Annotated in this window: 12 protein-coding genes; 7 read left to right on the top strand and 5 right to left on the bottom strand. The window is 70.9% G+C overall.

Annotation, left to right across the window (positions count from 1 at the left end):
- Positions 1-67 precede the first annotated feature (67 nt).
- Positions 68-1,246, bottom strand: coding sequence for an MFS transporter (locus GBA65_RS02990; protein WP_166395307.1), 1,179 nt, complete (start codon positions 1,244-1,246; stop codon positions 68-70).
- Complete coding sequence (locus tag GBA65_RS02985; RefSeq protein ID WP_166395306.1) at positions 1,243-2,655, bottom strand: MFS transporter; 1,413 nt, start codon at positions 2,653-2,655, stop codon at positions 1,243-1,245. Before GBA65_RS02985 ends, GBA65_RS02990 begins: the two co-directional genes overlap by 4 nt.
- Before the next feature lie 200 nt (positions 2,656-2,855).
- Here GBA65_RS02985 and GBA65_RS02980 point away from each other — a divergent pair, with 200 nt between their 5' ends.
- Positions 2,856-3,962, top strand: coding sequence for a LacI family DNA-binding transcriptional regulator (locus GBA65_RS02980; RefSeq protein WP_166395305.1), 1,107 nt, complete (start codon positions 2,856-2,858; stop codon positions 3,960-3,962).
- A gap of 22 nt (positions 3,963-3,984) precedes the next feature.
- On the opposite strand, the gene GBA65_RS02975 is transcribed toward GBA65_RS02980, so the two are convergent.
- From GBA65_RS02975 to GBA65_RS02965, 3 genes are all read right to left on the bottom strand, one after another.
- Entirely contained in the window at positions 3,985-5,289 is a 1,305-nt protein-coding gene (locus tag GBA65_RS02975) for an SPFH domain-containing protein (RefSeq protein ID WP_166395304.1), read from the bottom strand.
- The gene (locus GBA65_RS02970) at positions 5,289-6,968 is read right to left on the bottom strand and encodes an SPFH domain-containing protein (RefSeq protein WP_207956108.1); all 1,680 of its coding nucleotides are present in this window, start codon (positions 6,966-6,968) and stop codon (positions 5,289-5,291) included. The genes GBA65_RS02975 and GBA65_RS02970 overlap by 1 nt, the downstream gene beginning before the upstream one ends.
- A 394-nt stretch (positions 6,969-7,362) precedes the next feature.
- Positions 7,363-11,952, bottom strand: coding sequence for a PAS domain S-box protein (locus GBA65_RS02965; protein WP_166395303.1), 4,590 nt, complete (start codon positions 11,950-11,952; stop codon positions 7,363-7,365).
- A 377-nt stretch (positions 11,953-12,329) separates the two neighbouring features.
- On the opposite strand from GBA65_RS02965, the gene GBA65_RS24945 reads away from it, so the two are divergent.
- From GBA65_RS24945 to GBA65_RS02935, 6 genes are all read left to right on the top strand, one after another.
- Positions 12,330-12,497: a glutaredoxin family protein gene (locus GBA65_RS24945; protein WP_166398308.1), complete on the top strand. Its 168-nt coding sequence runs from the start codon at positions 12,330-12,332 to the stop codon at positions 12,495-12,497.
- Positions 12,498-12,784: 287 nt separating this feature from the next.
- Positions 12,785-13,243, top strand: coding sequence for a 5-(carboxyamino)imidazole ribonucleotide mutase (gene purE, locus GBA65_RS02955; protein ID WP_228281850.1), 459 nt, complete (start codon positions 12,785-12,787; stop codon positions 13,241-13,243).
- Positions 13,240-14,382, top strand: coding sequence for a 5-(carboxyamino)imidazole ribonucleotide synthase (locus tag GBA65_RS02950; protein WP_166395302.1), 1,143 nt, complete (start codon positions 13,240-13,242; stop codon positions 14,380-14,382). Before purE ends, GBA65_RS02950 begins: the two co-directional genes overlap by 4 nt.
- Positions 14,383-14,597: 215 nt before the next feature.
- Positions 14,598-15,002: a VOC family protein gene (locus tag GBA65_RS02945; protein WP_166395301.1), complete on the top strand. Its 405-nt coding sequence runs from the start codon at positions 14,598-14,600 to the stop codon at positions 15,000-15,002.
- Between the two features lie 21 nt (positions 15,003-15,023).
- Positions 15,024-15,638 (top strand): dihydrofolate reductase family protein, encoded by a 615-nt coding sequence (locus tag GBA65_RS02940; RefSeq protein WP_166395300.1) that lies wholly within the window; start codon positions 15,024-15,026, stop codon positions 15,636-15,638.
- 67 nt (positions 15,639-15,705) lie between these two features.
- Positions 15,706-16,167: a hypothetical protein gene (locus GBA65_RS02935; RefSeq protein ID WP_166395299.1), complete on the top strand. Its 462-nt coding sequence runs from the start codon at positions 15,706-15,708 to the stop codon at positions 16,165-16,167.
- Positions 16,168-16,287: the final 120 nt, after the last annotated feature.

The following is a 16,287-nucleotide window of genomic DNA, read 5'->3' as shown; positions in this document are numbered from 1 at the left end:
GACGGAGCCGGCCTTCCCTCCGGCCCTGCAGAGACCGTCACGGCTTCGCTCCGGGGGGCACGGCGCTCTAGGCGCCCTTCCGCGCGGCCCGTCCGACCGCGCCGGCCAGCACGGCGACCGCCGCGCACAGGGCGACGACGAGGAAGAGCGCGGAGCCCAGGCTCGTCCCCTCGGCGACGAAGCCGATGGTCGGCGGCCCCACGAGGAAGCCGAAGTACCCGGCGGTCGAGACGGCGGCTATGGCGGGGCCGGCGCCGCCCTGTGCGCGTCCCGCAGCGCCCAGGGCGGTCGGGAAGATCACGGAGAGCCCAAGCCCCACCCCGGCGAACCCGACGAGCGCCGCGGCGGGGGTCGCGACGACGAGGCCGAAGGCGAGGCCCGCGGCGGCGACGGTCCCGCCGAGACGCACGAGCGCCGTGGGCCCGACGGCGTCGGCGAGGCGGTCCCCGAAGAGGCGCCCCGTTGCCATCGTCAGGGAGAACGCCGCGTACCCCGCGGCGGCGAGCCCGGGCCCGGTCGAGAGGACCGAGCTCAGGTAGACCGCGCTCCAGTCGGCCATCGCCCCCTCCCCGAGCAGCACGCAGAACGAGATGACGCCGAGCCCGACGAGGGCCCTCGTCGGGCGGGCGAAGGCGGGGTCGCCGGGCTCTCCCCTGTCCGCTCCCGCCGGCAGGAGCGAGGCGTAGACGAAGACGGCCGCGAACACCGAGAGCGCCGCGACCCCGAGGATGTGGGGCACGACCCCTATCCCCAGGGAGGCGACGAGCCCGCCGCTCGCCGCGCCCGCCAGCCCCCCGAAGCTGAAGGCGGCGTGGAAGGTGGACATGATCCTGCGTCCGTACCCCTTCTCGACCGTCGAGGCGTGGGCGTTCATCGAGACGTCCAGCAGGCCGCCCGTCGCCCCGACGAGGACGAAGGCCGCGACGAGGGCCGCGAGCACGGGCGCGAGCGCCGCCAGCACCAGCGCCAGGGGGAAGAGGAGCGCGAAGATCCCGACGAGGGGTCTGCTCCCGAAGCGCGAGACGAGCCAGCCCGTGATCGGCATGGAAGACAGCGAACCCAGGGAGACCCCGAGGAGCGCCAGCCCGAGCAGGCCCTCGCCCAGGGCGAGCTTCTCCTGCACCGCCGGTATCCTGACGACGAAGCTCGCGAAGGCGAAGCCGTTCAGAAAAAAGATCGCGAGCACCGCCAGACGCGCCGCGCGCAGGGGGGGCGCGTGGCTCCCCGGAATCGAGCCCTGCCTCAAGCCTCTCCCTTTCTCTCGTTTACCACGAAGACTGCGACGAGCGCGCCGAGTACGGCCAGCCCGGACGAGGCGTAGAACGCCCACCTGTACCCCTCGACGATCGCCGCGGCCGTCGCCGGACCATCGCCGGCCAGCGCGCCGGCCCGGGCGACGGCGAGCGTGACGAGCGCCGCCACGCCGAGCGCCGTGCCGACCTGAGCGGCGGTGTTCAGGAGCCCGGAGGCGAGGCCCTGCTCCCCCCTGCCCAGGACCGCGGTCCCCGCCGCCGTCGCCGCGACCGCGGAGCACCCGAGCCCGAGGCCGCCGAGGACGGAGCCCCCCAGCACGTACCCTACACCACCGCCGGCCGAGATCCCGGCGGAGACGAGCGACGAGACGGCCATGACCAGGAGGCCCGAAGCCGCCGAGAACCTCGCCCCCAGCCGGTCGACGAGCCGGGACCCGGCAAAGGAACCGAGGATGACGGCGACGCTGAACGGCAGGAACACCAGCCCGGTGAAGGTCGAAGACCTGCCCAGCACCCCTTGCAGGTACAGGGCGAGCAAGACGCCGGTGGGGCTGCTCGTGGCCGTGTTGACGAAGGCGACGAGGTTCGCGCCGACGAGGTTGCGCACGCGGAAGGTCTCCAACGGGACCAGCGGGTCCGCGACCCGGCGCTCCACGAGCACGAAGGCCGGGACCAGCGCGGCGGCGAGGGCCAGCACCCCGAGCGTGAGCGGCGAGCCCACGCCCTCCTCCTCGACCCGCGTGAGCCCATAGACCAGCAGCACGAGCCCGCCCGTCGCCACGACCGCGCCGGGTGCGCCGAGGCGGCGCGTGGTAGCGGCGCCCCGATCGCCGGGGAGGAGCAGGGGAGCGAGCGCGACGGCGGAGATCCCAACGGGGACGTTGACGAAGAAGGCCCACTCCCACCCGAGGCCGTCGGTGAGGAGGCCGCCCAGGACGAGGCCCGCGGCGCCCCCGCCGGCGGCGACCGCCGTCCACACGGCCAGCGCGCGGTTTCGCAGCGGGCCCTCGTCGTAGAGCCCGGTGATTATGGAGAGCGCCGCCGGAGCCGTGATCGCGGCGCCCAACCCCTGCGCCGCCCGGGCGACGACGAGCACCAGGGGAGAGCCCGCGAACCCACACACCAGCGAGGCCGAGGCGAACAACGACATCCCGACGACGAACATCCGCCGCCTCCCGAAGAGGTCCGCCATCCTCCCGGCGAGCAAGAGAAAGCCCGCGAAGAAGAGCACGTAGGCCGTCACGACCCACTGCAGGTCCCCCTGAGAGAAGCCGAGGTCGCGCCCGATCGAGGGGAGCGCCACGATCACGACGTTCACGTCGAGCACGTCGACAAACTGCGCCGCGCACAGCAGGGCGAGAGCCCAACCCCGATAATCCCTCTTCTCCCCCCCGACGCTCAAACGAGCCCCGCCAGCGCCCGGCCCGCCGCGACCCCCGAGAACCGTCGGCGAGGGGATACGGGACAGGCTCCGCCGCGCGGTACGTCTCCCCTGCTCCGGCCCAAGCTCGCCTCCTCCCGGCGGTGATACGGCCCCGGCGGCGCCGCTTCCATCTCTTAAACGGTTTAGCTAAACCGTTTAAGTATGTTACCTTGCGGGGCGTGGATGTCAAAGGCGGGCCATCGGGGGCGCAGGGGCGTCGGGCGACGCTGAGGGAGGTCGCGGCGGAGCTCGGGGTCTCCCCGGCGACGGTGTCGAACGCGTACAACCGGCCGGACCAGCTCTCGGCGGGGCTGCGGGAGCGGGTGTTCGAGGCGGCCGAGAGGCTCGGCTACGCGGGTCCGGACCCGCTGGCGCGCGGCTTGAGGCGGAGGAGGGCGGGGGCGATCGGGGTGCTCTACGAGGACCGGTTGTCGCACGCTTTTGCGGACCCGGCCGAGGTGCTGTTTCTGAGGGGGTTCTCGGTCGCCACCGAGGAGGCGGGGCTCGGCCTCCTGCTCCTCTCCGGGGCGCCGGGGGCGGAGAGGGACCCCGAGATGATCCGGGGCGCCGTCGTGGACGGGTTCGTGGTGTACTCGATGGCCGAGGACGACCCGCTGGTCGGCGCGGCGCTCGGCCGGAGGGTGCCGGCGGTGACCGTGGACCAGCCGGAGATCGAGGGCCTCCCCTTCGTGGGCATCGACGACAGGTCCGCGGCTCGGGAGGCCGCGGAGCACCTCGTCGGCCTCGGCCACCGCCGCTTCGGGGTCGTCTCCTTCGCGCTCGCGCCTGACGTCCGGAGCGGGCTCGCGGACCGGAGCCGTCAGGGGGCCGCGACCTACGGGGTGACGAGCTCCAGGCTTCGGGGCTACGCCGAGGCGCTCGCGGAGGGCGGCATATCCTGGGACGACGTCCCCGTCTACGAGTGCCCGATGAGCCTGCCGGAGGTGGGAGAGGACGCGACGGAGGCCCTGCTCGCCCGCGAGCCGCGCCCGACCGCGATCCTGGCCCTCAGCGACCAGCTCGCCTTCGGGGTGGTGGAGGCGGCGGAGGGGATGGGCCTCTCCGTCCCCGGCGACCTCTCCGTCGTCGGCTTCGACGACGTCCCCGAGGCCGCCCGCGCCACGCCGCCCCTCACGACGGTGCGCCAGCCCCACGAGGAGAAGGGCTTGAGGGCGGGGAGGGCCCTCGTGGCGCGCCTGCGCGAAGAAGAAGTTTCGTCCCCGAGCCTGCTGCCGACGCGCCTCGTCGTGCGCGGCTCGACGGCGGCGCCGCGTTCGCGGGCGTAGCGCCGCCCTCTACCCTCTCCGGCTACCCGTCGCCGTTCTCCAGAAGCTCGCGGGCCGAGGCGCGCACGGCGTCGGTGGCGGCCCCGGACGCGGAGCCGTTCGTCCGGGTCAGGTTGGGGAGGAGGCGGGCCAGGATCAGGGTGGAGAGCGCCGACTGCTCGCCGCTCGCCTCGCCGCGCACGAGCACCGGGCGCGGGGCGTGCTGGGCGAGCTCCTCGCCGACGCGGACCCTGCGGCGCGCCAGCTCGTACTGGACCACGGCGCGGTTGTCGCGGTGGGTCTCGCCGAGGTGGCGGAGCGCCGTCGCCTCGTTCTCGGCCTCCAGGAGCGCGGCGCGGCCTCGGGTCTCTATCTCCAGGCGCACCCGCTGGGCCTCCGTCTCCTTCTCTTCCAGCATCCGGGCGACGTCCTGGCGGGCGCGGTTGCGGGCCTCCTTGACCTCGATAAGCCGGGCGTCGCGCTCCTTCTTCGCGCGCTCTATCTCCATCAGGAGCGTGTCGATGCGTTGCTTGCGCGTCAGCTCCCACTCGCGCTCGTAGGCGGCGAGCTCCTTGGCTACCCGCTCGCGCGTGGCGAGGTGCTCCTGGTACTGGTCCGGGAGCTGCACGTCCGGGATGTTCGCCCCGAGGATGCGCACCCCGTAGCCCGTAAGCTGGCGGTTCAGCCCCTCCTGCATGTCCCCGACGTCGCTCCCGCGCAGGTCGTAGGCCCGCTCGGTGCGGACCTGGCGGCTGCGCTGGCGGATGGCGTCCTGCACCGCGCTGGAGAGCACGAGGTCGAAGTTGGAGGCCCCGATCGTGCGGACAAAGGCGACGGGGTCCACGATGCGGAACTTCAGGAAAAACTCGATAGCCTTGAGGGGGACGTTCTCCTGCGTCGGGCAGACGGCGACGGGGGCGAGGTACGGGATCTCCGTCGCCGTGTCCACGACGAACTCGACCTTCTCCCACGGCCACCACAGGTAGTGGCGGCCCGGCGCGAGCGTCCCCTCGATCCTCCCGTAGCGCGAGAGCACCCCGGTCGTCCCCTGCTCGATCTCCACGATCGCGCCGCGCCACAGCCACAGCAGCGCGAGCGCGAGGAACACGAACGCGACGAGGATCGCGAGCGCCATGATCGCGGCGTTCCCGGCGAAGAGGCCGAGGCCCACGAGGTAGACCGCGATGCCGAGCATGAACAGCCACCCGTAGCGGCGGCGGTCCTTGGGGATGACGACCGGCACGATCTGGCCGGCGTCCCCGCCCCTCAAGTACTGGCGAACGCCCGACCAGGAGGTCACCACCTCCTTGATCTTGGAGAACTCGTGAGCCCTCGGAGCAGCCTCCACTATTCCTCCTCCCCGCCGTTACGGTGCCCGGTATCGAACGACCCGGGGCCCTCGTCCCTCTGCACCGTCCGCTCCACCCGCTCCCTCACGGCCTCGTCCGTCACGGACAATCGGATCTCCTCGACCCTCTCGGCCGTCGCCTCCTCGGCCGCCAGGCGCTCCTGCGGCTCCCCGTCGTCCTCCGCGGCTGCGCCGGGACCGGCGGAGAGGAGTTCGAGCTCCCGAGAACGCTCCCGGATGCGCGCCCGAATCTCCGTCATGCGGTCCCGGATGGCTTGCAAGTCTCCCGGCGTGAACAGGGGCTCGTCGCCCGTGCCGATCATGCGCCGCGCGATCTGCAAGAAGTCGATCTCCTCGCCGTTGTTCCTCCCTATCTGCACGACCTGCGGCAGCTTCTCGGCGACGTTCGCGAGCCGCTCCAGGACGTCCTGCTGGAAGCGGTACTCCAGGATCTCCGGTGCGGCGGCGCTGCTCACCGCCCGGATGTCCAGGGCCTGCGCCTCCAGGAGCGCGGCGTTCGCGTTCGCCGAGCTCTCCGCCTCGACCATCCGCTCGCGCGCCCGGGCGTTGGCGCGGTTCGTCTCCCGCTCGCGGGCGGTGTCAATCTGGGCCTGGTAGGTCGCGATCTCCGCGCTTATGGCCGAGAGCGTCTCCCTGAGGGCCGCCATCTCCTTGTTCAGGTCGCCCTCGTCCTGCTCCTTGCGCAGCCTGAGCTCGTACTGGTAGGTGTAGGCCTCCTTCGCGACCCGCACCATCTCGGGGGCGGCGAGGTCCATCCGGTACTCCTGGCTCGAAGGCTCGGCGTGCGTGATGTTCGCGTTCGTGAAGCGGACCGCCGGCAGGAACTGCTCGTTCAGCCCGTCCAGGAACTTCTGCGTGCTCTCCCCCACGAGGTCGTAGATGTCGTCGGCGCGCTGCTCGTAGATCAGGGCGCGCGTCACCTCGCTTATGGCGTTCTCCAGCTTGTCCGAGAAGCCCCTGACCCCACCGACGGTGAAGATAAACTCCGCCGGCTCATCGATCCTGAACTGCAGGAACAGGTCGACCGAGGCGTTCACCCGCCCGCTCGTCGGAGCCTCCCTTATGGGCGCGTTGTACGGGTACTCCTTGGCGGTGTTGACGATGTAGCTGACCTGCTTCCACGGGTTGAACAGGAGCGTCCTCCCGGCGCCGACCACCTCCTCCAGCTTCCCGAAGCGGGTGATGACCGCCCGGCAGCCGTCCGGCACCATCACGATGCTGCGCCTGAGGTACGAGAAGACCGCGAAGACGACGAGTAGGAGCCAGAGGTGCGGGCCGAAGAGCGCGAACGCGAGGCCGCCCTCGGGACCCGACAAGGTCCCGAGGGCGGCGGTCGCGACCACGCCGAGCAGGACGAAGACCAGGAGCAGGCTCAGGGGCAGGAGCCGCCAGAAGAGCGACTGGCGGTTCGGGATCACCACCGGCGAGATCGCGTTGACGTACTGCCCCGACGACGACTGCCCCGGGAAGCTCTGGTTGACGATCTCCGCCGCGTCCGAGAGCGCCGCGCTCGACTGCTCGATCCTCGTGCCCGTCGTCCCGCCGCGCTCGCGCGCCGAGAGGAAGTCGCGCGCGTTGATCTCGAACCTGTCGAAACGCTCGTCCCCGGCGAGCTCCCCCACCGCCTGACGCGCTCGCCGGCCGGTCTCTCCTATCAATGCACCCTCCCACCCCGTCCACCATGTCAAGGTGGCACGAGCCACCTAACCCGATAATGCATGATACGGGCCCAGAGCGGTAGGGTTTCGGACATGCATGGGGGCCGGAACCCTACACGACGCCTCCACGGACCGCACCCCAGCAGGAGCCGATGACGTACCTCGACAACTCGGCAAGCATGAACCGGCGGACTCCTTCGGCGGGGTTCTCTTCGAGGATCCGGCCCGCACCGAGAGACGCCCGCAGAGCCAGCGCTCGAACGTACCGCCTTGCAGGAGACCTGGTTCGTCTTGCACGAAGCCCGTGTCATGCCCGCATCGAGCTTGCGACCCGGGGCCGCGCTCCCCACTAAGCTCGGGGTGTCTTTGCGGAGGTTTCGGTCTCCAGTGTCAGCTAGCGCGTCAAGGGGTCCGATCCGGCCTGCTCGCGGTCTTCGTTCCCGGTCGGCTCGGGCTGTTGCGCGGGCAGCGTTACGACGAAGGTAGTGCCCCGCCCGGGGGCGCTCCGGGCGGATATCGCGCCTCCGTGGCGCTCGACCACCCTGCGGCAGATCGCCAGCCCCATCCCCGTCCCCTCGTACGAGCCCCGCCCGTGCAGCCTCTCGAACGGCGCGAAGATGCGCTCGGCGTGCTCCTCCTCCAGGCCTATGCCGTTGTCTTCCACGAGGATCCGGTAGACCTCCCCGCCGGGCTCGCCCGCCTCCCGTTCTTCGGGCGACGACGCGCGGACGCGGACGAGGGGCGGCTCGCCGGGGCGGTGGAACTTCAGCGCGTTGCCGATCAGGTTCTGGAAGAGCTGGCGCATCTGCGCCCGGTCGGCCTCGACGACGGGCAGCTCGCCGACCTCCACCCGCCCGCCGCTGCGCTCCACGCGCGTTTCCAGGTCCGAGAGGACCTCGCGCGCCACCTCCCCGAGGTCGACCGGCGCGAAGGGGCGGGCCATGGTGGTGATGCGCGAGAGGGCGAGCAGGTCCTCGATGAGGGCCTGCATGCGCGTCGCGGAGCCCTGCATGCGCCCCAGGTAGTCGCGGCCCTGATCGTCGAGGACGGCGGCGTACTTCGTCCTGAGTCGGTCGCCGAAGGTGCGCACCTTGCGCAGCGGCTCCTGCAGGTCGTGGGAGGCGACGTAGGCGAAGTCCTGCAGCTCGCGGTTGCTCTGCTTCAGGCGCGCCTCGCTGCCGCGGAGCGCCTCCGCGGCGCGCCCGCTCTCCCTCACGGCCGCCTCGAGCTGGGCGGTGCGTTCGGCGACCCTCTCCTCGAGGTCTTCGTTGAGGCGGCGAATCTCCTCCTCGATCCTCTTGCGCTCGGTGACGTCGCGGACGACGCAGACGAAGCCGCTCCCCGCCACGGTCGTGACGGAGATCTCCTGCGGGAACGAGCTGCCATCGCGCCTCTTACCGACGGCCTCCCCGCGCCAGTGGCCCTCCCCGCGAAGCGTGGGCCCGAGATGGGCCTGGAACCAGTGGATCTGCTCCTCGCTGTACAACGCCTCCCAGGTCTTGCCGACGAGCCGTTCGGGGTCGCCGTACCCGTAGATCTCGGCGAAGGCATCGTTGACGTACGTGAAGGTCGCGTTCTCGTCGAGGACGGCTATGCCGTCGATGGAGGCGCCGATGGCGGCCGAGCGCTGCTGCAACAGCTCCTCGGCGCGCTTGCGCTCGGTGATGTCGCGCGCGACGCCGAAGATGCCGGCGATCTTCCCCCGGTGGTCCCGGCGAACGCCCTTCGTCGTGAGAAAGGTCCGCCTCCGGCCCGCGAACGTCAGGGTCTCCTCGTAGGTCTGGGTCTCGCCGGCGGCCAGAATCCTGCGGTTGTCCTCGGCGATGCGGCGCGCCGCGTCGGGGGCGAAGAGCTCGCCGTCGCGCCTGCCCACCACCTCCTCCACGGGCATGCCGAACAGCTCCGCGCAGGCGGAGTTGACCATGATGTAGCGGCCCTCCCCGTCCTTCACGAAGATGGCGTCGGTGCTGCCCTCCGCCACCCCCCGCAGGATGGCGTGGTTCTCCTGCAACGCCTCCTCCGCCCGCTTGCGCTCCGTCACGTCGTGGATGACCGAGCAGACGACCTGGTTGCCGCTGTAGGAGATCACGCTCCCGCTCACCAGCACGTCGATCCTCGTGCCGTCCTTGCGCCGGTACTCCCGCTCGCCGACGAGCAGGTGCCCGCTCTCCACGGCGCGCGCGACGTTGCGGTCGACGCCCTCGGGGTCCTCCGGGATCAGGTCGTAGACCTTCATCCGCGCGAGCTCTTCTGCGGCGTAGCCGAACATGCGCTGAAAGGCGAGGTTGGCCTCGAGGATGCGCTTGGTCGAGGGGTCGAAGAGGAAGATGCCCTCCCCGGCCTGCTCGATCACGGCCCGGTAGCGCTCCTCGCTCTCCCTCAGCTCCTCCTCGGCCCGCCTGCGCTCGGTGACGTCCTGCGAGGTGCCGACGAGCCGGAGCGCCCGCCCGTCCTCGCCGAGGACGGCCTCGTACTGGCTGTGCAGAGAGCGGACCTCGCCGTCCGGGCGGCGCAGCCGGTAGTCGAGGCTGTGCCGCCGTCCGTCGCCGTACAGGGCCTCGCGGATGGACCCCTGGACGAGCCTCCTGTCGTCGGGATGGACCATCCGGACGAACCTCTTGTACGTCACGACGAACTCCTGGGGCGCGTAGCCGAAGATCCGGAACATCTCGTCGGACCAGCGGATCTCGTCCTCCTCCACCTCGATGGTCCAGTTGCCGACCCGGGCCATGCGCTGCGCCGCCGCGAGGCTGGACTCGCTCTCGCGCAGCGCCCGCTCGCTCTTCTTGCGCTCGGTGATGTCGCGAGCAACGGCGAAGACCTTATCCTCGAGCATCGGGGAGAAGGTAGCTTCGAACCAGCGCTGCCGGTCGCCTATGAGCAGGTCGTACTCGAGGGTGTTCGGCTCCCGTTCCTCGAGCGCGCGCCGGACGCTCTGCTGGAAGGCGTCGGCCTGTTCCTTCGGGAAGAGCTCGTGGAACGTCTTGCCGAGCATCTCCTCGGGCGGCCTGTACAACAGCGAACGGGCCGTCGGCGCGATCTTGAGGCAGCGTCCCTCCCCGTCGAAGACCACCATCAGGTCGTTCATCGCCTCGAAGAGGGCGCGCAGCTCGGCCTCCGAGGCCCGCATGGCCTCCTCCGCCCGGTTACGCTCGGTTACGTCCTGCATCGTGCCGGTCATCTTGATCAGCGCGCCCGTTTCGTCAAACTCCGCGTGGCGATGGCCTTGCACGAGGCGAACTTCGCCGTCCGGCCGCACCACGCGAAACCGGATGCCGTCCCGTAGCTCCTCGCCACGGGAGATCCTCGCCATGTTCTCCCGGATGAGCGCCCGATCGTCGGGGTGGATCCGGTCGAAAAAGTCCTGAAACGTGGGGACGAACTCCTGCGGCGCGAAACCGAAGATGCGGTACGCCTCGTCGGACCAGGAGACCCTGTTTTCGCCCGGCTCGTACTCCCAGCTCCCCAGGCGGGCTATGCGCTGCGCTTCGGCGAGGTTGGCCTCGCTCTCCGTGAGCTTCTTCTCCGCGTTCCTGCGCTCGGTGACGTCGCGGCTGTTTATAACGATGCCGCGCAGGTCGGGGTCGTGCAGCAGGTTGTTGCCCACCGACTCGAACGTGCGCCAGGTGCCGTCGCTGTGCCGCACGCGCACCTCGAACGTCGGGGTGGGACCGGGCTCGCCCGTGACGTCCGAGAGGGCGCGCCTCACGAGCCCGAGGTCGTCCGGATGGACGTGCTCGAAGCCGTCGGCGCCGGTCACGTGGGCGGGCTTGTAGCCGAGGACCCGCTCGACGGACGGGGACTCGTAGAGCACGCTGCCCTCGGCGTCGACCACCGTCAGGAGGTCCGAGGTGTTCTGCAGGAGCGTGTGCAGGCGCCCCTCGCTCCTCCTCCGGTACAGCTCTTCGGTGAGGGAGATGCTCTCCAGAGCCAGCGCGATCTGCGAACCGAGGGTGTTCACGGAATCCTTGAGCTCCCGGGGCAGGACCGCGTCGCTGGAGACCACGAGCAGCCCCCCGAACTCGTCCCGCACGATCAGGGGCACGTGGTAGGCGGAGCCGGTCTTCGGCTCGAAGCTCAGGGCTTCCCTCACCCCCGGCAAGATCCCGGGGCCGGCGTGCGCGACGTCGGAGGGTCTCCTCCCGAGGAGCGAGGCTCGGATGGGTTCGGGGAGATCGTGGAGGTTTACCTCGGCGCCCTCCGTCTCCTCGGCGCCTTCGCCGACGGCGGCCGAGACGGTCATCTTCTCCGGCGGGCCGACCGCGAGGCACACGCGGGTTCCCGGCACGTCCCGCACGAGCGCGCGTGCCCCGTCGAGGGCGGCCCCGTAGACGCCTTCGCGGTCCAGCGCCGCCACGAGGGCCGCGGCGCTCTCCCTGAGCGTCCTCTCCCGCGACATCGCCCTCTCCCGGCCGGCGACGGTCGTCGCCAGAACGTGGAACATCACCGCCACCAGCGGCAGCCCCAGCACCTCGGGCAGGGCGGTCGTCGGGGGCAGGTCCAGGTAGTCGAAGCCGAAAGCGGCCGCCACCGCCCCGAAAAAGGCCGCCAGGTAAAGGAGCATCAAGAAGACGACGCTGCGCAAGGACCCGTAGAGCGAGCGGAACATGAGGCTGCTGTAGATCAAACCCAGCGCCGTCGGGGGCACCCCGGTGGCGAGGGCGACCGCGAAGACCACCGACCCCTCCAGGGGGGAGAAGGCGACGGGGAAGCGCTCGCGCCTGTAACCCAGGATCCACCACGAGATCAACAGGAGAAGCCCGGCGATGGCCGACGCCTGGAGGAGCCGCGGCGTGGCGTTCGCTTGCAGGATCAGCGGCACGGCGAGCACGGCCATGAGGACGGCGAACAACAAGAAGACCCGGCGCAACCGCGAAAGCAGGTTCTTCGTCGGGTCGGGAGACGCCCCGAAGCGGAACCCGACGCCGGGCTCCGCTTCGTTCTCGTCCGTCGGCATCGCTCTCTGGCTCGTGATCTCCGGCATCGGTTCTTCTCTGACTCTCTTCGGCTGCCCGCGTGCTCCACCCGACGGACCGGAGCCGCACTATATATAGTCGGCAGGAGGAGACAAAATCTTTAGCGCGAGAAGCAACGCGCTTACGGCTCCTCCCTCGCCGCACGGTACGCGCAACCGGGTGAGTTGCCGCGCGGCGTACGGGGTATCCATGATCATCGACCCTCACGAGCAGAGCTGAGGATCGGCCTCGTCTATGGGTTGCTCCGAAGAGCGCAACGGGGCGCGGCGACGGTGCATCGCACGAGGCGGCGCAGGCGACGAGAGAGGAGACGAAGATGGCCGAGAGAGACGTGGTGGTCTACACGCAGCCCGGGTGAGGGTCCTGCCACCGGGAGACAGAGTTTCTGTCCCAGAGCGGCGTCGCGTTCACGGAGAAGAACATCGCCGAGGACCAGAGTTTTCTGGACGAGCTGGTCGGGCTCGGCGCGCAGGCGACGCCGACCACCGTGATCGACGGTGAGGTCATCATCGGCTTCGACCGGCGGGCGCTGAAGGAGAAGCTCGGGCTCTAGGAGAGCGCGGGGCGCATGACGGGCTACCGGGACCGACCGGTGGCCCGTCTCCCTGTCGCGAAAGGGCGCGGCCCAACGCCGCCGTCGGGAGCAGCCCCGGCAGAAGTCGGTAGGATGTGTCGCGTCGAGGGCGACGGGGCCGCAGGACGGCGTCTCGCCAGGCGTATCGAGCACGGAGGGGTGAGGTGAGCACGGAGGAGACGTTTATGCGCCCCCCCGCGAGGGCGGAGGGCACGAGGGCTCGCGCCGCCTCCGGCGAGGGGGGAGGGCCGCTCGTCGGCGTGATCATGGGGAGCACGTCGGACTGGGAGACGATGGGGCACGCGGTGGAGGTGCTGGAGCGGTTCGGCGTGCCGCACGAGAAACGCGTGGTCTCGGCGCACCGGACGCCGGAGGAGATGGCCCGCTACGCGGCCGAGGCGGAGGGGCGCGGCCTCGTCGTGATCATCGCGGGCGCGGGGGGTGCTGCGCACCTGCCGGGGATGGTCGCCGCGCAGACGCTCGTGCCGGTCTTGGGGGTGCCGGTGGAGAGCCGCGCGCTGAAGGGCATGGACTCGCTCCTCTCGATCGCGCAGATGCCCGGAGGCGTCCCGGTCGGCACGCTCGCCATCGGCAAGGCCGGGGCCACGAACGCGGCGCTCCTCGCGGTCGCCATCCTCGCCACGACCCGTCCGGACCTGCGCGAGGGGCTGCGCCGGTTCCGGGAAGAGCAGGCACGGCGGGTGCGCGAGGCGACACTGGGATGAAGGGCCCCATCCTCCCCGGCGCCACGGTCGGCGTGCTCGGCAGCGGCCAGCTCGGGCGCATGCTCGCCCTCGCGGCCCGGCGCATGGGCTACCGGATGCAGACCTTCTCCCCGGACTCGGGCTCCCCGACGGGGCAGGTCTCGGACCGCGAGTGGACCGCCGCCTACGACGACCTGGACGCCGTGGAACGGTTCGCGCGCGGCGTCGACGTCGTCACGCTGGAGTTCGAGAACATCCCGTCGTCCGTGGTGGAGACCCTGGAGGGCTTCGTGCCCGTGAGGCCGGGCAGGACGGCGCTGGGGACCACCCAGCACCGGCTGCGGGAGAAGACTTTTCTGCGGGGGGCGGGTTTTCCGACCGCTACCTTCCGCGCCGTCCGATCTCGCGGGGAGCTCGACGGTGCGCTGCGGGAGATCGGGGCGCCCGCCGTGCTCAAGACCGCCGGTTTCGGCTACGACGGCAAGGGCCAGACGAGGATCGGCGCTCCGGAGGAGGCCGGGCGGGCGTGGGAGGCCCTCGGCGGGGGCGAGGCGGTGCTGGAGGAGTGGGTGGACTTCGAGCGCGAGGTCTCCGTCGTCGCCGCACGCGGCGTCGGCGGCGAGTTCGCCCATTACGGGGTGGTCCAGAACACGCACCGCAACCACATCCTCGATCTCACGGTCGTGCCGGCGCAGGGCCTGCCGCCAGAGACGGTGCGGGAGGCCGTGGAGATCTCGCGCGGCGTCTTCGAGGAGCTCGGCCTGGTGGGGACGGCGTGCGTGGAGTTCTTTGTGAGGGCGGACGGGAGGCTGCTCGTCAACGAGGTGGCGCCGCGGCCCCACAACTCCGGGCACTGGACGATCGACGCCGCCGCCACCTCGCAGTTCGAGCAGCAGTTGCGCGCCGTGTGCGGCCTCCCTCTGGGGGACACGCAGCCCCTCCGGCCCGCGGCGATGGCGAACCTGCTCGGGGACCTCTGGGTGGGAGGGGAGCCGGACTGGGCGGCGGTCCTCGCCCACCCCGGCGTGAGCCTCCACCTCTACGGCAAGGCCGAGGCGCGGCCCGGGCGCAAGATGGGCCACCTCACGGCCACGGCCCCGACCGCGGAGGAGGCCGTCCGGCTCGCCGAGGGCGCGCGGCGCTCGAGCCAGCACGAGTAAGAGACCGTCCCCGCAAGGGGGTTACGCGAGGCTCCCTCCTCTCGCGGCCTCGTCTCCTGCAAGATCGACGCAACGGCGGTTCTCCGGGCTGGTTCTCTCCGGAAGGCGTGTTCTACCCCGGCTTGTTCTTCCAGACTCCGTCGTTGCTTTACGGGACTATGGCCGTATGCTCCGGGCAGACGATGCCGGACCACAGAACGGAGGGCAGGTGCACCGTGGAATGGAAGCTGGAGCTCGTCCCGATCCCCGTCTCCGACGTGGACCGCGCGAAGGCCTTCTACACAGAGGGCGTCGGGTTCGAGTTGGACGTCGACCACCGGGCGAGCGATGAGTTCCGCGTCGTGCAGCTAACACTCCCCGGCTCGGCCTGCTCGATAGCCGTGGGAACGGGGATCGTGCAGACGCCGCCGGGCTCCGTCCAGGGCCTGCAACTGGTCGTCGCCGACGTCGAGGCGGCCCGGGCGGAGCTGCTCGGGCGGGGGGTCGAGATCAGCGCCGTCCAGCACTTCGACGGGCGGGACTGGCGACCCGGGGGCGGCGGGGAGTGGAACTCGTTCGCTTTCTTCAGCGACCCCGACGGCAACGGCTGGACCTTGCAGCAGGGACCTGCTCGCGACTAGAACGCAGGGAGGAGAAAGAACATGGGGAAGGTCGCTGTGGGGCTCACGATGTCGCTGGACGGCTTTATCGCCGGACCGAACGATGGTCCCGGGTCGCCGCTTGGTGAGGGCGGCGAGCGGCTCTTCGCGTGGTACTCGGGCGGCGACACCGAGTATGCGTTGCCGGGGACCGAGATGGTGTTCGTGGTCTCGCCGCAGACCGCCGAGCTCCTCCGGGAGGCCCACGGCAGGATGGGGGCGTTCGTGACGGGGCGAAGGACTTTCGACCTCGCCAACGGGTGGGGCGGCAACCCACCCCTGGACGTGCCGACCTTCGTCGTCACCCACACCGTCCCCGAGGAATGGGTCTACGAGGGTTCTCCGTTCACGTTCGTCACGGACGGCGTCGAGAGCGCCGTCGAGAAGGCGAGAGCGGTCGCGGGGGATGGGGACGTCGCGGTGGGTGCGGCGAGCATCGCGCAGCAGTGCCTGAGGGCCGGGCTCCTCGACGAGATACACGTCGACCTGGTACCCGTGCTGCTCGGAGGGGGCGTGCGGTTGTTCGAGAACCTGGGGACCACGCCCATAGAGCTGGAACGCACGAGGGCGATAGAAGCCCCCGGGGTGACCCACCTCACGTACCGCGTCGTGAGGTAGCCGGTCGAGAGCCCGATCGGCTGTTCGAGAAGACCGTCGCGGGCAAGCATCCGAAGGAGGGAACGTAATGGCGGACGATGGCGGTACCGGCGCCCGAGCTCACGGGCGGACGCCCGAGCCCCATCCCGACCTCAAGGGCCTGGACAGGCTGGTCGGCACGTGGGAGGTCTCCGGGGAGGCACGGGGGAGGGTGACGTTCGAGTGGATGGAGGGCGGCTTCTTTCTCACTCAGCGCGTCCACCTCGAGCACGAAGGGCAGGAGATCAAGGGCGTCGAGATCATCGGGCACGAGAAGCCGTTCGGTGCCGAGCCGAGCGAGGAGATAAGGTCGCGCTTCTACGCCAGCACGGGCGACACCCTCGACTACGTCTACGAGATGGAGGGGGACGCCCTCACGATCTGGGCCGGAGGCAAAGGCTCCCCGGCGTACTACAGGGGCACGTTCGGCGCCGACGGCGACACCCTGACCGGCGCCTGGCACTACCCCGGCGGGGGCGGCTACGAGACGACCTCGACGAGGGTCGGGTAGCCGGCGCGATCTTTGGAGATACCGGGCGCCCCGTGCCCCCGCATGGGACACGAGCCCCTGTCGGGACCACGCGGCGCCCCCCGAACGCGCTCCGCCGGGCGCGACCCCACGAGCGCGTCG

Origin of the sequence: Rubrobacter marinus (assembly GCF_011492965.1) — a bacterium.
Taxonomy (GTDB): domain Bacteria; phylum Actinomycetota; class Rubrobacteria; order Rubrobacterales; family Rubrobacteraceae; genus Rubrobacter_F; species Rubrobacter_F marinus.
The sequence above is the reverse complement of the archived record's forward strand: the minus strand, read 5'-3'. Positions and strand labels throughout refer to the sequence as shown.

Coding starts and splice junctions, on each gene's coding strand:
- GBA65_RS02950 (WP_166395302.1), top strand. CDS start 13,240: ATGAAGGGCCCCATCCTCCCCGGCGCCACGGTCGGCGTGCTCGGCAGC.
- GBA65_RS02965 (WP_166395303.1), bottom strand. CDS start 11,952: ATGCCGGAGATCACGAGCCAGAGAGCGATGCCGACGGACGAGAACGAA.
- GBA65_RS02940 (WP_166395300.1), top strand. CDS start 15,024: ATGGGGAAGGTCGCTGTGGGGCTCACGATGTCGCTGGACGGCTTTATC.
- GBA65_RS02935 (WP_166395299.1), top strand. CDS start 15,706: ATGGCGGACGATGGCGGTACCGGCGCCCGAGCTCACGGGCGGACGCCC.
- purE (WP_228281850.1), top strand. CDS start 12,785: ATGGGGAGCACGTCGGACTGGGAGACGATGGGGCACGCGGTGGAGGTG.